Below are 19,107 nucleotides of genomic sequence, written 5' to 3' on the forward strand. Positions count from 1 at the left end.
TGAGCGTTCCGTATTAGGGAGATGGATAAGAGATAAAAATTGCTGCTTAGCATGACAAATATTCAGCTAGCCGATGGATGGAACAACGCGGTAATTAGTGGGCTATTTATTGGATGAGGGTTATTGCGAAGAGGAGAGATTGCAGATGAGAGTCTCTCATCTGCAGGTATATTATGGTCATCCGATAGCTTAGAAGCCCAGGCTATCCAGCAGATCGTCAACCTGATCTTGATTGGCAATCACCCCAGCACCGGTTTTATCCATCTGCGGCCCATTGAGTAAACTGTCCGTCGGTTTTTGCGGTTTGGACGGCATATCTGGGATGTTTTCCATCAATACCATCAATAGTTGCTTCTCAATCTCTTGCACCACATCCATCATGCGCTTGATAACCTGACCGGTCAGGTCCTGGAAATCCTGCGCCATCATGATCTCCAACAATTGCGCATTGGTAAATGAGGTGTGCTGTGGAACCACATCCAGGTAATCACGGGTATCCGTGACCAGCGAGCGCGCATCGGAAAGCTCGATTGGATTGGCAAACCACTCATCCCAGCGAATTTTCAGTGCTTTCGCCGATGACTCCAGCTCATTTTGTCGCGGCTGCGCGGCTTCAACGCAATTTAATGCTCGCTCTGCGGCCTGTGCGGTCATATGAACCACATAGTCCAGACGGTCACGGGCATCCGGAATAGCTTCCGCTGCCTGAGCAATTGCCTGATCCAGACCTAACTCACGTAGGCTATCGCGTAACATCCGCGTAAGGCTACCAATACGGCTAATAATATCACTGGCTGATGCCGCATCTGATGCAGGCATTTGATGGTTACTCATTCCGCCTCCTTACATACCCAACTTTTCAAAGATCTTATTGAGTTTCTCTTCCAAGGTAGCGGCAGTGAAAGGTTTCACTACATAACCACTGGCACCGGCTTGCGCTGCTGCGATGATATTCTCTTTTTTAGCTTCGGCAGTGACCATCAAAACCGGTAGAGAGCTCAGAGCACCGTCAGCACGGATAGTTTTCAACAGGTCTAAGCCATCCATATTTGGCATATTCCAGTCAGAAACGACAAAATCAAAACCACCTGTTCGTAATTTATTCAATGCGTCGACACCATCTTCGGCTTCATCCACATTGTTAAAACCTAGCTCTTTTAGCAGGTTTCGGACAATACGACGCATGGTCGAAAAATCGTCTACCACCAAAAATCTGAGATTCTTATCCGCCATACCAACTCCTAAAGTTTGTTGCTCACCGCTGAGCGATTAACTATCAACGCCCGATTTCCACCGGAAAAATGAATACCTAAAGTCGCTTTATATACGTAGCGCCTGGCCACTACTAATCTGTGCCAACATCCGCTGGCTTATCTGATTCAGATCCAACACTTCATTCACGCCGCCCATACCAATGGCTTCACGCGGCATCCCGAAGACCACACAGCTGGCTTCGTTTTGTGCAATGGTATAGGCCCCTGCCCGATGCATCTCCAGTAAACCGGCGGCACCGTCATTACCCATACCGGTCAGAATCACCCCCACGGCATTTCGCCCCGCATACTGCGCCACGGAGCGAAATAGCACATCAACCGAGGGCCGATGGCGATTCACCGCCGGGCCATCATGGATGCGCACCTGATAGTTTGCCCCACTGCGCGCCAGCTCCATGTGCCGATCACCGGGTGCAATGTAGGCGTGTCCGGGCAATACGCGCTCACCGTCCTCTGCCTCCTTCACCGTGATCTGGCACAATTTATTGAGCCGCTCAGCAAATGAACGGGTAAAACCCGGTGGCATATGCTGAGTAATCAATAGCGCCGGACTGGTCGGCGGCAAAGGCTGTAACACAGTACGGATAGCTTCTGTCCCCCCCGTTGATGCCCCAATGGCGATTAACTTTTCACTACTGAGCAACGGGGTGTGGGTTAGCATTACCGGAGCATGTTCTGGGCCGCGTTGTGGCAGGCGGGCTTTAGCGGCGGTGCGGATCTTCTCCGCAATCAACTCACTGTAAGCCAGCATCCCCTCTCGGATACCCAACTGGGGTTTGGTCACGAAATCGATCGCCCCTAACTCCAGCGCCCGCATGGTTATTTCGGAGTTCTTACCGGTTAGGGATGAAACCATCACCACCGGCATGGGTCGCAGCCGCATCAGTTTCTCAAGAAAATCCAGACCATCCATGCGCGGCATTTCAACGTCGAGCGTCAAAACCTGCGGATTGAATTTTTTGATCAAATCGCGGGCGACCAACGGATCCGGTGCCGCTGCAACCATCTCCATATCTGGGTGACTGTTGATAATCTCTGTCATTAGCTGGCGCATCAATGCAGAATCATCAACGCACAATACTCTGATTTTACTCATCACCTCTCCTTGGTCAGTCCATAAACGGTCTGTCCGCGCAAATAGAATTCCCGACTAATTTGACTGAAATTCTCCGAGTGACCCGCAAACATCAGGCCACCGGGTTTTAGCAAAGGGACAAAGCGACGCAGAATGCGCTCCTGCGTCTCTTTATCAAAATAGATCATCACGTTACGACAAAAAATAGCATCAAATTGCCCCGGTAACGCCCACTCTGGTGCCAATAGATTGAGTTGCTGGAACTGAATCATATTGGCCAGTTCTGGCCGCACCCGCACCATACCCTGATGGGGGCCGGTGCCACGCAAGAAATAGCGTTGCATCTGTTGCGCCGACAGTGAGCGCAGCTCATCCTGCCGATAGACGCCGCTGGTCGCTTTCTCCAGCACTTGCGTATCGATATCACTGGCCAGGACCTGACACGATCCCGCCCGATTTCCCAGCGCATCACTTAATGTCATGGCGATGGAGTAAGGCTCCTCACCGGTCGATGCTGCGGTACTCCATACCGAATAACTCCCCTGACGCTGGCGAGCGTGTTCAGCCAGAATCGGAAAATGGTGCGCCTCACGGAAAAATGCCGTCAGATTGGTGGTCAACGCATTCACAAATGCCTGCCACTCGGCACTATTCGGGTCGCTCTCCAACACCGCAAGGTATTGACCAAAATCGTTAATATTCAGCAATCTTAACCGCCTGACCAGGCGGTTATAGACCATTTCCCGTTTGTGATCGGCCAGTACAATCCCGGCTCGTTGGTAAATAAGTTGGCAAATGCGCCGGAAGTGGACATCCGACAGCGGGAGCCGTTGAATCATCTGAGTCAGAATCGACCCAGACTCCAGGGGTGATGGCTGAGCTGCTTGATTCAAAGACGATTGTTTCATCGATGATGATTTCATCCAGCCTCCCCCCACAACAAAGTCTTGGTTACGTCATTTGACAATCTGGGATTTCCTTTGCGACCGTGGCTTTTACAACAGATTGCTTACTACTGCTTTGCCCCTCCCCGCTGTCGCTATCCTGCTCCAAACGAAAAACAGACACTGCATTGGAGAGCATACTTGCCTGCTCTTCCAGTGCATTAGCCGCAGCCGCAGCCTCTTCCACTAATGCGGCGTTTTGCTGAGTGACCTGATCCATCTGTGTTACCGCGAGTGAAACCTGCTCAATACCCCGGCTTTGCTCATCCGAGGCGGAAGCGATTTCACCCATAATGTCGGTAACCCGAGTCACTGAGCGAACGATCTCTTCCATGGTAGTACCCGCATTTTCAACCAGTGTGGACCCCTGGCTAACACGACTGACCGATTCATCGATCAACACTTTAATCTCTTTTGCCGCTTGCGCACTGCGCTGGGCCAAATTACGTACTTCACCTGCCACTACCGCAAAACCACGCCCCTGTTCACCGGCACGTGCGGCTTCAACGGCCGCATTCAGCGCCAGAATATTCGTTTGGAAGGCAATACCATCAATCACGCTGGTAATGGCACCAATCTTCTTCGAACTGGTGGCGATATCATGCATGGTGGTGACCACACCGCGGGTCAACTCGCCCCCTTTCGCGGCGGTTCCCGATGCATCTTGCGCCAACTGTGTTGCCTGACGCGCATTATCCGCATTCTGTTTCACGGTGGCGGTCAGTTGCTCCATACTGGCCGCTGTTTGCTCCAGTGATGCTGCCTGCTGTTCTGTTCTCGCAGACAAATCATTGTTGCCGGCCGAGATCTCCTGAATCCCTGTCAGCATCGATTCAGTCCCATCACGGACGTGGCTGACAGTGGTGATTAACGAGCGCTGCATGGTGCGTAAGCTGGCAAACAGTTGACTAATTTCATTGCGGCCAGAGACATCAATATGAGCGGACAAATCCCCCTCAGCAATGCGATCGAAGTGGGCGCTCATAATCTTCAGCGGGTTCACGAACATTGTGCGTAACCAAACCAGCGAAGAGAGCGCCATCAGAATCACCATCAAAATCGCGCCACCAAATATCCAGATGGAGAGATGGTAAGCTTGTTGATTCTCTGTACCCGCCTCGGCAATCACCTCATTGGCATATTGCAAATACTGCAAAAAATCTGCCTCGAACAGATCTTGTGTTTTCTGGGTGGGCTGATCCATAAAACCTTGTAGATTGCCGGCCTCCAGAAAATCGATGAGTTGCCGTAACGAGAGCCGTAAATTCTGATAACTGTTTTTGGTGGCATTCAGTAACTCGCCGCCAGTTTCACTCTCATCAAGGCGCGGCACTGCCAGAAACTGATTAAAATAGAGATCCGCTTTCTGTAATGAGCTGCGTGCATTGCCCATTAATGCGTTAACTTGCTCCTGAGGGACTTTGAGAGCCGAGCGCGTCCCCGCTCGGTTTAAGGTATTACGCGCCTGAAGCAAGGATACCCAACTGAGGCTTAATGCATCCCGTTGCTGACTGCTAAGATCCACACGATTTAAGTTTTGGTTGTCTGAGCGAAAAGCCGTAAATGACAGACCACTTGAAATTAACTGTATGGAGCAGATCAATATCAGTAACAGGAAAAAGCTGGTAGAAATCCGGATTCGGCCAAACATCGTAACCTCTTCTCAGCCGGCTCATAGGCCGGCTTTATCTATTTTTTGTGTAGGGGGGGATATCTAGAAAGTTTCCCAATTATCTTGCAGGTCACTTCCCAGTGTTTTTTTAGCAGTACCGCTCAGATCCTGTGTCGGCTGCTTGGTTTTTCTCACACTCTTGGTGCTACTACCGTTATCCATACGTAAAACGAAGACGGACATGGATTGGGTCAACATGCTGGCTTGCTCTTCCAGTGCGGCGGCGGCAGAAGCAGACTCTTCCACCAACGAGGCGTTTTGCTGGGTCACACGGTCCATCTCGGTAACGGCCTGACCAACCTGGTCGATACCGCGGCTTTGTTCATCAGAGGCGGAAGCGATTTCACCCATGATGTCCGTGACGCGCGTGACGGCATTAACGATATCGCCCATGGTTTCACCCGCGCTTTCAACCAGCACCGAACCCATGTCGACCCGGTTGACGGAGTCTTCAATCAAGCCCTTAATCTCTTTTGCTGCTTGTGCACTGCGCTGCGCCAGATTGCGCACTTCACCGGCGACCACGGCAAAACCACGACCCTGCTCACCGGCACGGGCCGCTTCCACGGCGGCGTTCAATGCCAGGATATTGGTCTGGAAGGCAATGCCGTCGATGACGCTGGTAATATCGGCGATTTTCTGCGAACTGCCGGCAATTTCGTGCATGGTTTGCACCACGTTTGCCACCACTTTCCCGCCTTTTTGCGCAGTTTCTGATGCGCTCAATGCCAGTTGGCTAGCCTGACGGGCATTTTCAGCATTCTGTTTCACGGTGGCAGTTAACTGCTCCATGCTGGCGGCCGTCTCTTCCAGTGACGCGGCTTGCTGTTCGGTACGCGCGGACAGGTCGTTGTTACCGGCGGCGATTTCAGATGCCCCGCTGTAGATGGCATCAGCACCTAAACGCACGTCATTAACCGTGGTCGCCAATTCAGACTGCATATGCTTCAGGCTGGCAGCCAAGGTGCCCATCTCATTGCGGCTATGTACTTCGATGGTTTGGGTCAAATCACCATTGGCGATATGCTTGATATGCTCAATCAGGTGTTTCAGCGGATTAATCAAGATGTGTTGCATACCCAACCACACCAAGATAATCACGGCTAATACTGCAATCAGTACAGCCACAATCACACCCATAGCAAAGCTGAATGAGTGGTTGCTGTCTTCCACGGCGGAAGCATATAGACGGTCGTTCTGTGTCAGGTAAGTGTTGTAATCCTTCTCAAAAGCATTCTGGAAACTGGAGGTTGGCTGATCAAAGAATTCGTTGATTTTACCCGCTTCCATCAATTGGATAAGCTCAGTCAGTGCGCCAAAGTATTGGTCATAGGTCTGTTTTAATTTTTTAGCTGACTCTGCATCTTGCTGACTATCCAGCGGAATCTGTTCGTAGTTTTTAAAACGATCTGCCGCCACACCCAATGTACCTTTGGCTGAAGCCAGAAGATCATTGACTGTAGGGCCGCTGCCGGTGTGATTGACATCCATCATGTAGCGGATGCCTGCGCGGTTCAGTGTATTACGTGTTTGCAGCAGATTTACCCAGCTCTCATTCAACACCGATTGTTGCTGACGGATAACTTGTAAAACAGCGAAGTTTTCTTTGTCATTTTTCAGGGAGTTGAAGAAAAGCCCGCTGGAGACCAGCTGTAAGGCACCAAATAGCACTAACACCAGCAGCAGGCTGGTGACCACTTTCATACGCTTAAACATGTTGTCCCTTCATAAGTACGTCAAAACATAGGTATGTCAAAATACGGGTACGCCAAATCACAAGACGCCTAATTAACACTGTTATCGGCATCAAAGGGGGGAACTTTACCGGGGAGGGGGATTATTTTAATGAGGTGTTAATGGTTATGGGGGTGGTTGAGTTGGGATTAGTGCTCACTTTGCCTGCGTGGTGGATTGGATCTGGTTTGGGTTGATAGTCATTTGGTGATTGGGATTGGGATGGGGATGGGGATTGGGATGGGGATTGGGATGGGGATGGGGATTGGGATTGGGATTGGGATTGGGATTGGGATTGGGATTGGGATTGGGATTGGGATTGGATCTGGTTTCGGTTGATATTCGTTCAGTGATGACCTGATCTCCGTCGCCTCAACCGAGTCGGGCCGCAGGGCGGCGGCCCAACACCCGCGCCTGGCGCGAAATATTGTGGCTGCGCCATTCCCTCCGGCAGCTTGCCGGCTTATCGAACCGGGGCTGACTCGCTCCCAGCTCGACAGCCCCTTTCGCCGCGTCCATGCGGCTCATTCGGCCTGCAATCTTTGTCGGCAATATTCCTGATTGCGCTCAACATCAAAAGAGAAAGTCAAAATCAAAACCATGGTCTTGACCTTGACGTTGACGTTAAAAGCACATTTGAGCTGCCGAGTGAAGAGTGGATGCCGAGCGATACGTGCGCTAGCGCAGGGGTTCCAAGGGGGTTACGCGCTTGTAACCCCTTTGGCGGTTGGTTCATTGGAGGCAAGGTGAGCGGTGAAGCTTTAACAACCGAACTTATCACCCAACTGAATATCAACCAGATCCAGATCTTGCCCCGAAACTCTTACCCCTTCGCCACCGCATCAATCAACGACATCTCTTCGCTACTCAACAACTTCTCGATATCAACCAAAATCAGCATTCTTTCGCCCAGAGAACCTAACCCCGTTAGGTACTCGGTTGCCAAAGTGACGGCAAATTCAGGTGCCGGACGGATTTGTTCATTGGTCAATGACAGCACATCAGACACACCATCAACCACAATACCGACAACCCGCTGCTCAAGATTCAGCACAATCACCACGGTATTTTCGTTATAGCTGACGCCTTTTTGTGCAAATTTAACCCGTAGGTCAATAATAGGGACAATGACGCCACGTAAGTTAGTCACACCCTTGATGAACGCGGGGGTGTTAGCAATACGGGTCACCTGATCGTAACCACGGATCTCTTGCACTTTCAGAATATCAATGCCGTACTCTTCATCACCCAGCGTAAAAATCAGGAACTCTTGTCCTACCGTTTCGCCAGCCAGCTTCGTGACGGTTGCTAGTCCTGCCATGTGTTTACCCTTCAATCAGTAGGTTGAATTTATGTTTTTTTTCAGGGCCGAGAACATCTCCACGACCCTGCACCTGTTTACATATGGATTCCATACAGGCGCTATACGGGACAACTGTTATGCGGCGGTATCTTCAACCGATACACGCTTTTCCCGGTTTAGAGCCTGCAAAGCTGACACATCAACAATTAGCGCCACGCTGCCATCACCCAATATGGTCGCGGCTGAAATTCCTGGCACCTTGCGGTAGTTGCTCTCCAGGTTTTTCACCACCACTTGGTGCTGACCGATCAGTTGGTCTACCAACAGCGCATAACGGCGACCGGCACTTTGCAGAATGACAACAATGCCCTGAGTGGCTTCAGTTTTAGCATTTTCAACATCAAATACCCGGTACAGTTCAACCAGCGGTAGATACTCGCCGCGCACTTGTAACACCCGTTCGCCGCCGGCCAGCGGGTGTAGATCTTCCGCCAAAGGTTGCAGCGACTCCATCACCGCGTTCAGTGGCAAAATGAAGACTTCATCACTAACTTTAACCGACATGCCATCAAGAATAGCCAGCGTCAATGGCAGCAGGATACGGATCGAGGTGCCAAGACCCGCCTGGAAACTGACCTGCACATGGCCGCCCATCTCCTGGATATTTCGCTTAACGACATCCATCCCGACGCCACGACCAGAAACATCCGTCACTTGCTCAGCGGTGGAGAAGCCTGGTGCGAAAATCAGCATCCCGACATCTTCATCACTCATATGCTCATTGACCGCCATCCCCTGAGACTGCGCTTTCGCCAGGATTTTTTGCCGATTCAGCCCGGCGCCATCATCAAGAACCTCGATGCAAATATTGCCGCCCTGATGCTCAGCGGAGAGTGTCAGATTGCCCACCGGCTGTTTACCAGCGGCGATACGGGTCTGTGCATCTTCAATACCGTGATCCAAACTATTACGAACCAGATGGGTTAATGGGTCGATAATGCGCTCGATCAGGCTTTTATCCAGTTCGGTCGAGCTACCCAGCAGCGTCAGTTCAACCTGCTTATTGAGCTTGCTCGCCAGATCGCGCACCAACCGTGGGAAGCGGCTGAACACATACTCCATCGGCATCATCCGGATGGACATCACCGACTCTTGCAAGTCACGCGCATTGCGTTCCAACTGCCCCATGCTATTGAGCAAATCACCATTAATCACCGGGTCCAGGATGCCGGAGCGCTGTGCCAGCATGGATTGGGTGATAACCAATTCGCCCACCAGATTAATCAACTGGTCAACTTTCTCAACTGCAACACGGATACTAGTGGATTCACTGGCTTTCGCTTTCGGCTTCACATGCTCTGGGCTAGTGGGTACGGCAACCGCACCCACTTGGGGGGCGATTTTAACTTCGGCAACAGGCGCAACGGTGGCAACTGGCGCAGCGACTTCTGGCGCAGCTTCTGACTCAGCCGGTAAAAAACTAATTTGCTCCGGTTCCAGCACAAAACAGAGTACCGCGCTGATATCATCTTCATTGACCGAGGTAATCAAGGTCGCTTCAAGGCTATCGGCACTTTGGTGGGGATCTTTGACTTCGCCCAAATTGCCCAGCTCTTCCAGCATCAGCGGGATCTCTTGCTCTTTCAGGCCAGACAGGCGAATGCGCATCCCCCCCTGAACCAGAGCCGGCGACTTACCGCTAGTTTTCGCTTCAGCGGTTGCCGCACCACTGCCCTGCGCGGCGGCTGGGGCATCACCCACACTCTGTTGTTCTAAAGCTTCAAGTGCCAATTGGCGCAGCGCGTGACAGATATACTCAAAGCTTTCCGCATTGGGTTCCTGCGAGGTTTTGTAGGCGTCCAACTGTTCCTGCATAATATCTTTCGTTTCCAAAAACAGGTTGATGATATCAGTGCTCAGGCGCATCTCGTCGCGGCGAGCACCATCCAACAGGTTTTCCAACAGATGAGTTGTCTCTTGCAGCACCGTAAAGCCAAACGTCGCTGCCCCACCTTTGATGGAGTGAGCAGCACGGAAAATGGCATTGAGTTGTTCATTGTCTGGTGCCAGCGGGTCCAGCAATAACAAGTGCTGCTCCATATCCGCCAGCAGTTCATCTGCTTCATCAAAGAACGTCTGATAAAACGCGGTAATATCCATGCTCACGGTGTCACCTCTACTGTGCGTCGCGGCTTGTCGGAGAGACCGGTGCATGACTTGCAGGTGCCGCTGGCAACGATGTCGTTGGCCCGCTGGCAGCTGGAGTCATATTCCCCGTGCTCAATGGTTGTGTTTGTGGTGCTGTTGTTGTCGATGATGATGTTGTCGATGATGATCCTGGCGATGCCGCTACTTTCACTGCGTCATCAGCTGCTGCCTTGGCAGGTTGCGGCGCATTGGTTGAACCTGCCGCTGCCGAACCGGTGGCTACCGCCTGCTCAGTGGATGTTGCCGCTACAGCTGGCGGTGTTGCAGCAGTGACCGCTGATGTCGCCGCTGGCGCAGTACCCGTGCTCTCAATCTGCTTCAAGCTTTCCGCTTTTTCGATATCCAGCGCTCTGTTATCTAAATTCTCATGCTCAATATCATGTTGAGTCTGTTTGTTCAGCACCAGGATACTGATACGGCGGTTGACCGGGTCATCCGATGCCTGCTCTTTGAGGCGCATTGTTGAGGCCATGCCCACCACACGCAGCACTTTGCCCTCATCCAAGCCGCCAATCAGCAATTCACGTCGTGAAGCATTGGCGCGATCCGCTGACAACTCCCAGTTGCTATAACCCCGTTCGCCGTTGGCGTAAGGCAAGTCATCGGTGTGACCCGACAGACTGATTTTATTCGGTATATCATTCAAAATAGGGGCTATTGCACGTAAAATATCACGCATATACGGCTCAACCTGAGCACTCCCCATCTTGAACATCGGCCGATTTTGACTATCAATAATCTGAATTCTCAGACCTTCTTCCATCATGTTAATCAACAGATGTGGCCGCAGCGCTCTCAGTCTTGGGTCGGACTCGATGAGCTGATCCAGCTTTTCCCGTAATTTATTGAGGCGATACTCCTCTTTGCGGCTCTCTTCCGAATCTATGTGCTTACGCACCTCACCCACCTGCTGAGTCGGGTCATCACCCCCCCCTGGAATCGGGCTGGTGCTGGAACTGCTTTTATCACCGCTAGTCAGCGCGACTTTCAATGGCGTCCGGAAATAATCGGCAATTTGCGTCAGTTGTTGCGGGCTGGAAACCGATAGCAGCCACATCACCAGAAAGAAGGCCATCATCGCGGTCATAAAGTCAGCGTAAGCGATTTTCCATGACCCACCATGGTGGCCACCACCATGTTTGGCCTTGCGCTTTTTGACCAGAATAACGGGGTGGTTCTGATGCTTCATGCGTCCTCTTCTGTCGCTTGCGGTACTGGAGCTTTCACTCTGCGTACATGCTCTTCCAACTCAATGAACGATGGACGCTCCGTGGTGTAGAGTGTTTTACGACCAAATTCCACGGCAATTTGCGGTGCATATCCGTTCAGACTGGAAAGCAGTGTCACCTTGATGCACTGCATCATTTTGGTGGTTTCTGCACTCTGTTGACGCAATAAAGTCGCCAAAGGTGAAATAAATCCATATGCCAACAAAATACCCAGGAACGTCCCCACCATCGCGTGGGCAATTAACGCGCCAAGTTCTGCGGCAGGTCGGTCGGCGGAGGCCAGGGCATGGACGACCCCCATCACCGCGGCAACAATACCGAATGCAGGGAGAGAGTCCCCCACCATCGCCAAACTCCCAGCGGGAACTTCGCACTCTTGCTCGTGGGTCTCTATCTCTTCATCCATCAATGCTTCGATTTCAAAAGCGTTCATATTTCCGCTAACAATTAACCGCAAATAGTCGGTAATAAATTCGACTAATATCTTATCGGCCAGAATCCTCGGATAATTAGAGAATATTTCACTTTCACGTGGATTTTCTATATCACGTTCCAGTGACAACATTCCCTGCTGACGGGATTTTGCTAATAAGCGGTAGAGCAGCGCCATTAAGTCCATATATAGGACTTTGTTATATTTAGAGCGGCGCATCAATCTTGGCATTGCCTTCATTGTGGCTTTTATTGCTTTACCATTGTTACCCGCAATAAATGCACCAATACCTGCCCCGCCGATAATTAAAAATTCAGCTGGCTGATAAAGTGCGCCAAGGTGACCACCAACAATCATGTAGCCACCGAAAACCGCACCTAAGACCACGATATAACCCAAAATAACTAACACGCGACATCCTTAGCAAAGTGTGTGGGTGGAAGGTGAGGTGTTAGCACCCTTTGAGTGTGATGAGTTGTCATTAACTGGCTACAGAAACGGTATCCATACCGCCGCTGTAACCAAAAATTCAGACAAATCAAAGAAACTCAAACTGCGCGTCTAACCTGCTCATCCAGCAGTTGTGAAGTTATATCGGCAGATTGCGGAGAAAGTTTACGTTTTTTTACTGCGCGGGAAGGTGGCTGGCAGAGACTACAGACAAAGCTGTTTCGTGGCTGGTGCGCATGGGTGATAAAAGTCCCACCACAGCAATTGCAACCTGAGAGCTGCAACATACCACTGTCAACGAATCGAACCAGTGTCCAGGCACGGGTTAACGCCAGTAATGGCGGGATTCCCGACTGATCAGGGCACTGTTCCAGATAGAGACGATAAGCCTTAATAACGGCCTCAACACCGGTGCATTGTCCGCTTTTTAGCAAGAAGCTATAGGCGTTATAAAACATCGATGAATGAATATTTTGTTCCCAAGTCATAAACCAATCGGTGGAAAATGGTAACATTCCTTTCGGTGGCGGGCTGCCTCTCAGCTCTTTGTAGAGCTTAATTAAACGCCCCCGGCTGAGTTGCGTTTCGCTTTCCAGCATCTGTAAACGCGCACCTAAAGTTATCAACTCCATTGCCAAATGAATGTCTTTGGCTTCCTGGACAATACTTTTCTCAACCATCTGTCATGCTCTTCTCTTAGGTGCACTACCATCTTTTAACGATAGTTCGTGGAGTAAGTGGCTCGACAATAAAATTCCGGTATGGATTTGCTGCAAGTCATCCACACGAGACTCTTTCGTCAGATGATGAATAGTGTTGTGATCACTGAAGCGGAAATGACAGACTAATTGGTTAGTCTCAGCTAATTTAACCATTTGCGGTAAGGTTAACTGTGATAATGCATCGGCCATGCTATCAGTAATACCCAAGCGAAACATCGCTGAGGCTTTCTCATCGTTAATTAACCGCTGCGCTAAGAGCAAATATGACAAATTAATATCATAAATATGTTTGAGTAATTCAGACGTACTCATTTTACACATCCCGACTGATTATGTTTTAAAACATAAGTTGGATGATAGTATTTTTCACCCAAGACCTGGGATCCTTCCCGTTATACAGTTAATTAGCACCTATAGAACTAAAAATAATTGAAACCTACTGGTGTTACGTTACAAAAATACCATTTTGGTATGAAACAACATGTCGTTGGCCTGGCAGCTGAATTTTTTGCTGCTCTGATAATGCACCACCATCATGGAACTTTTCTTACAAATTATTAGGATTATTCCTAAAGAGGCCCAACTCTACTCCCGAATCGTTAGCACATACAATGTGACTAGTGATTCATTTTAAATGTAATGTGATATGGATCACAAAAATAAAATAAAAAGTTGCTACCACCCAACAAAATTGTTCATTTACTAACCACTTGCGCGCTCAAAAAACAACCAGAAGTCAGAAAAGAGCTAAAAAACTAAGGATATAGGCCCAATTCTTACTGTTTTTAGATCAATTCGAACAAACACATTCCTAAAACAAAATAGCAGAACATAAATCTGTCATAACACGAAATTATCAGCATTAAGGACTGCAATACCCCTTAATTACTCGGTAAGACTATAAGTAACCTGCCGAAACTATTTTTCTTTAACGAATATTTATGCGATTACAATAACTACCGATTATCGAACGCTTATTAGCCAATCGACCTTTTAGCGTTAAAAATATCAACGCTGAGTAGTAAAAAAAGCAACAGAGGTAACTACATGTTTCACTCTCGCTTAACCAGATACATTTTCATCACTCACCTTTTCAACTTTGGTTTATATCCTCATTTTTGCAAAGTATTTGTAAACAGAATGTAATATAAATTAATTAATAATGTTTGAGTCATAAGTTTACCCTGCGTTTTTTTAGCTATTCGATTAATTAAGTCCCTGCAATAGCTAGCATTCTTAACCAGTTACTACCAAATGTGATTAACCTCCCATTTATGAAATCTGTGATCCCCTACTCTTAATCAATAGCCGTGCTTATGAGAGCCTAATAATGGGATACAGCAATGTACTGGTCGCAGTTGCTCTTTCACCCGAAAGCCAACAATTGGTTGATAAAGCCGTTTCCATCGTTCGGCCCTATAACGGCAACGTTTCGCTAATTACATTGACGACCGAACCCGAGATGTACAGCAGTTACGCGGCACCTATGCTCGGTGATTTGCGATCAGTGATACAAGAAGAAGCACAGCTATTTATGGAGAGATTATCTATTAATGCTAACTATTCGATTAAGAGTAGAACCGTGATTCATGGTGAATTCGCCGATAGCCTGACTTACTATTGCCAGCACCAGCATATTGATTTGGTTATCTGTGGCAATCACAGTACCCATTTGATGAATAAACTCTCTTGCTCAGCGGCTCGGCTGATTAATACCAGTACAGTGGATGTCCTCATCGTCCCTCTTTGAGTGGCCACTTTTTCGCCTCATGGCGGCAGTGGCAGCCAATCAGCAACAATAAATCTCAGTTATTATTCCGGGGCTATTTGGCCCCGGATATCTTTCTATCACATCATGTTATGCAAATATGTCTACGGTTAGAACCACTTGCCGAAACGGCGGATATAGAACTGTTTCATCAGTTGCGCAACGACACAGTAGCTGATCAATGTTCCTGCCAGCCATGGGAAATATTCCCATGGTAGTGGTACTAAGCCGACCAAAGTTCCCAGTGGTGAAAACGGAATATAGATGCCGATAGCCATAATTAACCCCGTCGTCAGTAGTACTGGCAACGCCGCCGTACTTTGAATAAACGGAATTTTTTGTGTGCGCAACATATGAACAACCAACGTTTGCGATAACAGACCCTCAATAAACCAACCTGACTGGAACAAAGCCTGATGCTCGACACTGTTAGCGGCAAAAACAAACCACATCAATGCAAAGGTGGTAATATCAAAAATGGATGAAGTTGGCCCAATCCATAGCATAAAGCGGCCAATATTTTTAGCATCCCACTTGCGCGGTTTACGTAAAAACTCTTTATCCATCTTATCCCACGGCAGTGAAAGCTGGGAAATGTCATACATCAGGTTTTGTAACAGTAGGTGGATAGCTAACATCGGTAGGAATGGAATAAATGCGCTGGCCACTAATACCGAGAACACATTACCGAAGTTAGAACTGGCTGTCATATTCAGATATTTGATGATATTGCCGAAGGTTTCACGCCCAATAATGACCCCCTCTTCGAGCACCATCAGGTTCTTTTCCAACAAAATAATATCTGCTGACTCTTTGGCAATATCCGTGCCGGTATCAACCGAAATCCCCACATCAGCATCGCGCAACGCTGGCGCATCATTGATGCCATCCCCCAGAAAACCAACGGTATGCCCATTACTTTGCAGCATTTTCAGCACCCGTGATTTTTGCAGCGGCGTCAACTTGGTAAACAGCGTGCGCAACTCCACTTCCCGCGCCAGGGTCTCATCATCCATGCTTTCAATATCACGACCACTTAGCGGCTCGCCCGGTTCCAGCCCCACCTCACGGCAGATTTTTGCCGTAATAATCGGGTTATCACCCGTTAACACTTTGACTGCGACGCCGTTTTCACGCAACGCGGTGATTGCGGCCTCGGCGCTCTCTTTCGGTGGGTCGAGGAAGGTCAGTAACCCTTGCACCACCAGATCGCGTTCATCAGCAATATTTAGCGGCAATTCGCTGGCTTGAGCCTCCAACTCGCGGGTTGCCAGTAGCAAGACACGAAAACCATCTTCGTTATATTGCGTGGCTAACGCCAGTAATTCAGCCCGGCGGCTATCATCCAATGGGACAATTTCACTCCCCTCCCGGACTTGAGTACAGATGCTCAGCATCTCCTCCACCGCACCTTTACAGATTAAGCGCTGCTGTTGCTGCTCATCTTTGACCACGATCGACAAACGGCGGCGGATGAAATCAAAGGGCAGTTCATCCACTTTAGTAAAGCCGCGCAGCGCATCGATCTCAGGTTTGCCTCGGCTAAATTTGATCACCGCCTGATCCATCAGATTACGCATGCCACTTTGGTGGAAACTGTTGAGCCATGCCAGCTGCAATACCTGCTGGTCATTACTACCATTGGCATCTAAATGGTGCTCAAGAATGATACGGTCCTGCGTTAACGTGCCGGTTTTATCCGTGCACAACACATCCATCGCCCCAAAATTTTGTATTGCGTTCAATCGCTTAACCACAACTTTTCGCCGTGACATCGCAATGGCACCTTTCGCCAGGTTAGAGCTGACAATCATCGGCAACATTTCAGGGGTCAACCCCACCGCAACCGCCAAAGCAAACAGGGCCGCCTCGGTCCAATCCCCTTTGGTAAAGCCATTAATCAGCAATACAATTGGGACCATCACCAGCATAAAGCGGATCAATAACCAACTGACACTGTTCACTCCACGATCAAAAGCCGTTTGTGCACGATTGCCCACAATTGACTTAGCAAGCGACCCGAAATAAGTATGCCCGCCGGTGGCAACCACCACCGCCATTGCCGTCCCGCTGGCAACATTGGTTCCCATCAGACAGATATTAGACAATTCAAGTAGTTCGCTCTCACTACTGGCATCCGCATCGACTGATTTTGAGCTGATGTCGCCCATCGCATCGTACTTTTCGATGGGTATGGCCTCGCCAGTCAGAATTGCCTGACTAATAAACAGATCTCTCGATTTAATCAGCCGTAAATCAGCAGGGATCATATCTCCGGCGGATAAAAGAATAATATCACCCGGCACCAATTGCTTAATCGCAATTTCCTGTTTTGCTGGCTGAGCACTGTGGCTACTCCGACGCAATACAGTCGCGGTGGTGCGCACCATTGATTTCAGTGCTTCTGCGGCTTTATTAGTTCGGAACTCCTGCCAGAAACGTAATAGCCCGCTGATCAATACCATAGTGACAATAATAGTGACGCCAACCAGGTCGGTCTCTTCACCACTTTGTAATGGCAACCAATAGTCAGTAAAAAAACTAATTGCCGCCAAAACCATCAAAACAAAAATAAACGGGTTATTAAATGCAGCCAGTAATTGAGTCAGGGCCGGAGGTGCTTTCTCATGCGCGACTTGATTGATGCCGTATAACTCCAGCCGCTCTCTGGCATCTTCTTCAGTCAGGCCATTTAGATTTGCATTCAGCTTGGATAAGGTTTGATCCAAGCTATTTTTAGCCTCTAATGCAATAGTAAAGGTTTTTTTATTATTGCTGCGGTTTGTCGCTGTCTCTTTAAATTTGGTCATAACGCTTCTCTTTTAATTCTAAATGCACAGCAGTTATCCACTCAATAAAGTTGAGATAAGTTGTGCTGAACTATTATTGCGCTGCCAATTTTATATTTAATTAGCAGCAGCTAATTAAGTTAACTCCGGGGTGATCGTCCATAACAACTCCTTACTACCACATGGGTCAGCGCTATTTATTATTGATTAAAAAAGATCTGTCTCTTTTATTAATTATGCCGGTAATTCAGATGCAATACGCCAATGAATAGAGCTAACACTGCGCTCCAAGCTTACGCGACAAACAATACCTTCAATTTCTTTCTGTGCTGCAGGTGTTGCCACTATTTCAGCACAGACTTCCAACTGACCGGGCTTAGCAATATCGGCACTGCAAAGTGATTGCAACCGTAATGCCACACCATTTAATGCCTGCAAAATAAGCGTGCGGACTAATATTTCATCCTCTGTACCACAGGTAACCTGAATCCGGTAGCGAACTTCTAAATCGACCGCTTGTTGCTGGGGTTGTAAGTTAATACGTTGTGCAGCTTCACGTAACAATATATTGGCGCACAGGATAACCGCTGTTGCCGCCACGGCATTCCAATATAATCCTAGGCCACAAAGCACACCAATACCCGCTGAACACCAAAGCGTCGCCGCTGTATTCAATCCTCGGATATTCATGCCTTCTCGCATAATAACGCCCGCGCCGAGGAAACCAATTCCTGAAACAACTTGAGCAGCAATACGCCCAGGACTGTCCGGTGAGGTGGCATAAGAGCTAAGAATAAATACCGCAGCACCGGTGGCAACCAATGCATTAGTCCGTAAACCCGCCATCCGTTGACGCCATTGCCTTTCAGCACCAATTAATGCGCCGAGACACATCGCCAATAATAAATTTATGACAAAAGGAGTTACTGCCATGATTCTCTCCATGATTTAATCATTGGTAGAATAATCATGTGCTATTTAGCACACAGGTAATTGTGCTGAGAGATATACCTAAGGTATTACTCAGCAAAAACCTATGTTTAGGCCGGGAGGGAATAGTGCGTGGTTGTTAAATACCATAATAAAAACCCAAATTAATACCCTCGATGGTTTCTCATCGAGTTAAAACATTATTGGGATTGCACAGCTCAGAAAATAGAGAGAGGGTGCTGCCCGCCATTTTTCGGCAAGCAACAAATCAATAGGGAGATGAGTTAGCTTGCCTTGCTTATTTGACTACTACTTTGCGTATCCATTAGTTTCTCCATCTGATTTTTCCAAAAGTATAGTTGCGAGTGATAACTATGTAAAGCTTATATTCCTAAACAGAACCTAAACCAACCCAGGAGAATTAAATAATAAAACTAATATTTATAATATTGGCAACTAATTAATTGCTTTGATTTATTAGATATTATCTTCGCGAATCTCACCACGGGAAAAGATCACTATAGAGTAACCTCAATCACTCACCCTCCCCTCGTTACATGGTTGCTCATAAAAATC

Annotated in this window: 15 protein-coding genes and 1 pseudogene; 2 read left to right on the top strand and 14 right to left on the bottom strand. The window is 48.6% G+C overall.

What is annotated here, in order from left to right:
• Positions 1-189: 189 nt before the first annotated feature.
• The 6 genes and pseudogenes from cheZ to FFE93_RS13020 form a co-directional block, all read right to left on the bottom strand.
• On the bottom strand, positions 190-834 hold the full coding sequence (cheZ, locus tag FFE93_RS12995; RefSeq protein ID WP_005277471.1) for a protein phosphatase CheZ: 645 nt from the start codon (positions 832-834) through the stop codon (positions 190-192).
• A gap of 9 nt (positions 835-843) precedes the next feature.
• Positions 844-1,233 carry a chemotaxis response regulator CheY gene (gene cheY / locus FFE93_RS13000; RefSeq protein ID WP_032815462.1) on the bottom strand — a complete coding sequence of 130 codons (390 nt, stop codon included), beginning with the start codon at positions 1,231-1,233 and terminating at the stop codon, positions 844-846.
• An 87-nt stretch (positions 1,234-1,320) separates the two neighbouring features.
• Entirely contained in the window at positions 1,321-2,370 is a 1,050-nt protein-coding gene (locus FFE93_RS13005) for a chemotaxis response regulator protein-glutamate methylesterase (protein WP_004877496.1), read from the bottom strand.
• Positions 2,370-3,188, bottom strand: a complete 819-nt coding sequence (gene cheR, locus FFE93_RS13010) for a protein-glutamate O-methyltransferase CheR (RefSeq protein WP_049599568.1) — start codon at positions 3,186-3,188, stop codon at positions 2,370-2,372. Before cheR ends, FFE93_RS13005 begins: the two co-directional genes overlap by 1 nt.
• Positions 3,189-3,300: 112 nt before the next feature.
• Complete coding sequence (locus tag FFE93_RS13015; RefSeq protein ID WP_032898550.1) at positions 3,301-4,944, bottom strand: methyl-accepting chemotaxis protein; 1,644 nt, start codon at positions 4,942-4,944, stop codon at positions 3,301-3,303.
• A 185-nt stretch (positions 4,945-5,129) separates the two neighbouring features.
• Positions 5,130-6,681 (bottom strand): annotated as a pseudogene (locus FFE93_RS13020) (methyl-accepting chemotaxis protein); the annotation flags it as partial.
• A 195-nt stretch (positions 6,682-6,876) separates the two neighbouring features.
• Between FFE93_RS13020 and FFE93_RS21550 the strand changes: the two are divergent.
• A complete protein-coding gene (locus FFE93_RS21550; RefSeq protein ID WP_186367655.1) occupies positions 6,877-7,038 on the top strand; it encodes a hypothetical protein in 162 nt (53 codons plus the stop codon).
• Positions 7,039-7,522: 484 nt separating this feature from the next.
• On the opposite strand, the gene cheW is transcribed toward FFE93_RS21550, so the two are convergent.
• The 6 genes from cheW to flhD form a co-directional block, all read right to left on the bottom strand.
• Positions 7,523-8,020, bottom strand: coding sequence for a chemotaxis protein CheW (gene cheW, locus FFE93_RS13035; RefSeq protein ID WP_005277374.1), 498 nt, complete (start codon positions 8,018-8,020; stop codon positions 7,523-7,525).
• A gap of 117 nt (positions 8,021-8,137) precedes the next feature.
• Positions 8,138-10,162 carry a chemotaxis protein CheA gene (cheA, locus tag FFE93_RS13040; RefSeq protein WP_005277376.1) on the bottom strand — a complete coding sequence of 675 codons (2,025 nt, stop codon included), beginning with the start codon at positions 10,160-10,162 and terminating at the stop codon, positions 8,138-8,140.
• Positions 10,163-10,178: 16 nt separating this feature from the next.
• The gene (gene motB / locus FFE93_RS13045; protein ID WP_138775327.1) at positions 10,179-11,399 is read right to left on the bottom strand and encodes a flagellar motor protein MotB; all 1,221 of its coding nucleotides are present in this window, start codon (positions 11,397-11,399) and stop codon (positions 10,179-10,181) included.
• On the bottom strand, positions 11,396-12,283 hold the full coding sequence (motA, locus tag FFE93_RS13050) for a flagellar motor stator protein MotA (protein WP_005277380.1): 888 nt from the start codon (positions 12,281-12,283) through the stop codon (positions 11,396-11,398). Before motA ends, motB begins: the two co-directional genes overlap by 4 nt.
• A 137-nt stretch (positions 12,284-12,420) precedes the next feature.
• Positions 12,421-13,002 (bottom strand): flagellar transcriptional regulator FlhC, encoded by a 582-nt coding sequence (gene flhC, locus FFE93_RS13055; protein ID WP_005164496.1) that lies wholly within the window; start codon positions 13,000-13,002, stop codon positions 12,421-12,423.
• 3 nt (positions 13,003-13,005) lie between these two features.
• Complete coding sequence (gene flhD, locus FFE93_RS13060) at positions 13,006-13,356, bottom strand: flagellar transcriptional regulator FlhD (RefSeq protein ID WP_005277382.1); 351 nt, start codon at positions 13,354-13,356, stop codon at positions 13,006-13,008.
• A gap of 1,018 nt (positions 13,357-14,374) precedes the next feature.
• On the opposite strand from flhD, the gene uspC reads away from it, so the two are divergent.
• A complete protein-coding gene (uspC, locus tag FFE93_RS13065) occupies positions 14,375-14,794 on the top strand; it encodes a universal stress protein UspC (protein WP_005277384.1) in 420 nt (139 codons plus the stop codon).
• A gap of 128 nt (positions 14,795-14,922) precedes the next feature.
• Here uspC and mgtA read toward each other — a convergent pair whose 3' ends face one another.
• Positions 14,923-17,622: a magnesium-translocating P-type ATPase gene (gene mgtA, locus FFE93_RS13070; RefSeq protein ID WP_049599069.1), complete on the bottom strand. Its 2,700-nt coding sequence runs from the start codon at positions 17,620-17,622 to the stop codon at positions 14,923-14,925.
• Between the two features lie 213 nt (positions 17,623-17,835).
• Positions 17,836-18,534, bottom strand: a complete 699-nt coding sequence (locus tag FFE93_RS13075) for an MgtC family protein (protein WP_005277388.1) — start codon at positions 18,532-18,534, stop codon at positions 17,836-17,838.
• Positions 18,535-19,107: the final 573 nt, after the last annotated feature.

The organism is Yersinia sp. KBS0713, from assembly GCF_005937895.2.
In the GTDB taxonomy this organism is placed as follows: domain Bacteria; phylum Pseudomonadota; class Gammaproteobacteria; order Enterobacterales; family Enterobacteriaceae; genus Yersinia; species Yersinia bercovieri.

Bases quoted from the DNA above. Each gene is read 5' to 3' on its own strand.
- mgtA (WP_049599069.1), bottom strand. From the start codon at position 17,622: ATGACCAAATTTAAAGAGACAGCGACAAACCGCAGCAATAATAAAAAA.
- FFE93_RS13075 (WP_005277388.1), bottom strand. From the start codon at position 18,534: ATGGCAGTAACTCCTTTTGTCATAAATTTATTATTGGCGATGTGTCTC.
- cheR (WP_049599568.1), bottom strand. From the start codon at position 3,188: ATGATTCAACGGCTCCCGCTGTCGGATGTCCACTTCCGGCGCATTTGC.
- uspC (WP_005277384.1), top strand. From the start codon at position 14,375: ATGGGATACAGCAATGTACTGGTCGCAGTTGCTCTTTCACCCGAAAGC.
- FFE93_RS13005 (WP_004877496.1), bottom strand. From the start codon at position 2,370: ATGAGTAAAATCAGAGTATTGTGCGTTGATGATTCTGCATTGATGCGC.
- cheA (WP_005277376.1), bottom strand. From the start codon at position 10,162: ATGGATATTACCGCGTTTTATCAGACGTTCTTTGATGAAGCAGATGAA.
- cheY (WP_032815462.1), bottom strand. From the start codon at position 1,233: ATGGCGGATAAGAATCTCAGATTTTTGGTGGTAGACGATTTTTCGACC.
- cheZ (WP_005277471.1), bottom strand. From the start codon at position 834: ATGAGTAACCATCAAATGCCTGCATCAGATGCGGCATCAGCCAGTGAT.
- motB (WP_138775327.1), bottom strand. From the start codon at position 11,399: ATGAAGCATCAGAACCACCCCGTTATTCTGGTCAAAAAGCGCAAGGCC.
- flhC (WP_005164496.1), bottom strand. From the start codon at position 13,002: ATGGTTGAGAAAAGTATTGTCCAGGAAGCCAAAGACATTCATTTGGCA.
- cheW (WP_005277374.1), bottom strand. From the start codon at position 8,020: ATGGCAGGACTAGCAACCGTCACGAAGCTGGCTGGCGAAACGGTAGGA.
- flhD (WP_005277382.1), bottom strand. From the start codon at position 13,356: ATGAGTACGTCTGAATTACTCAAACATATTTATGATATTAATTTGTCA.
- FFE93_RS13015 (WP_032898550.1), bottom strand. From the start codon at position 4,944: ATGTTTGGCCGAATCCGGATTTCTACCAGCTTTTTCCTGTTACTGATA.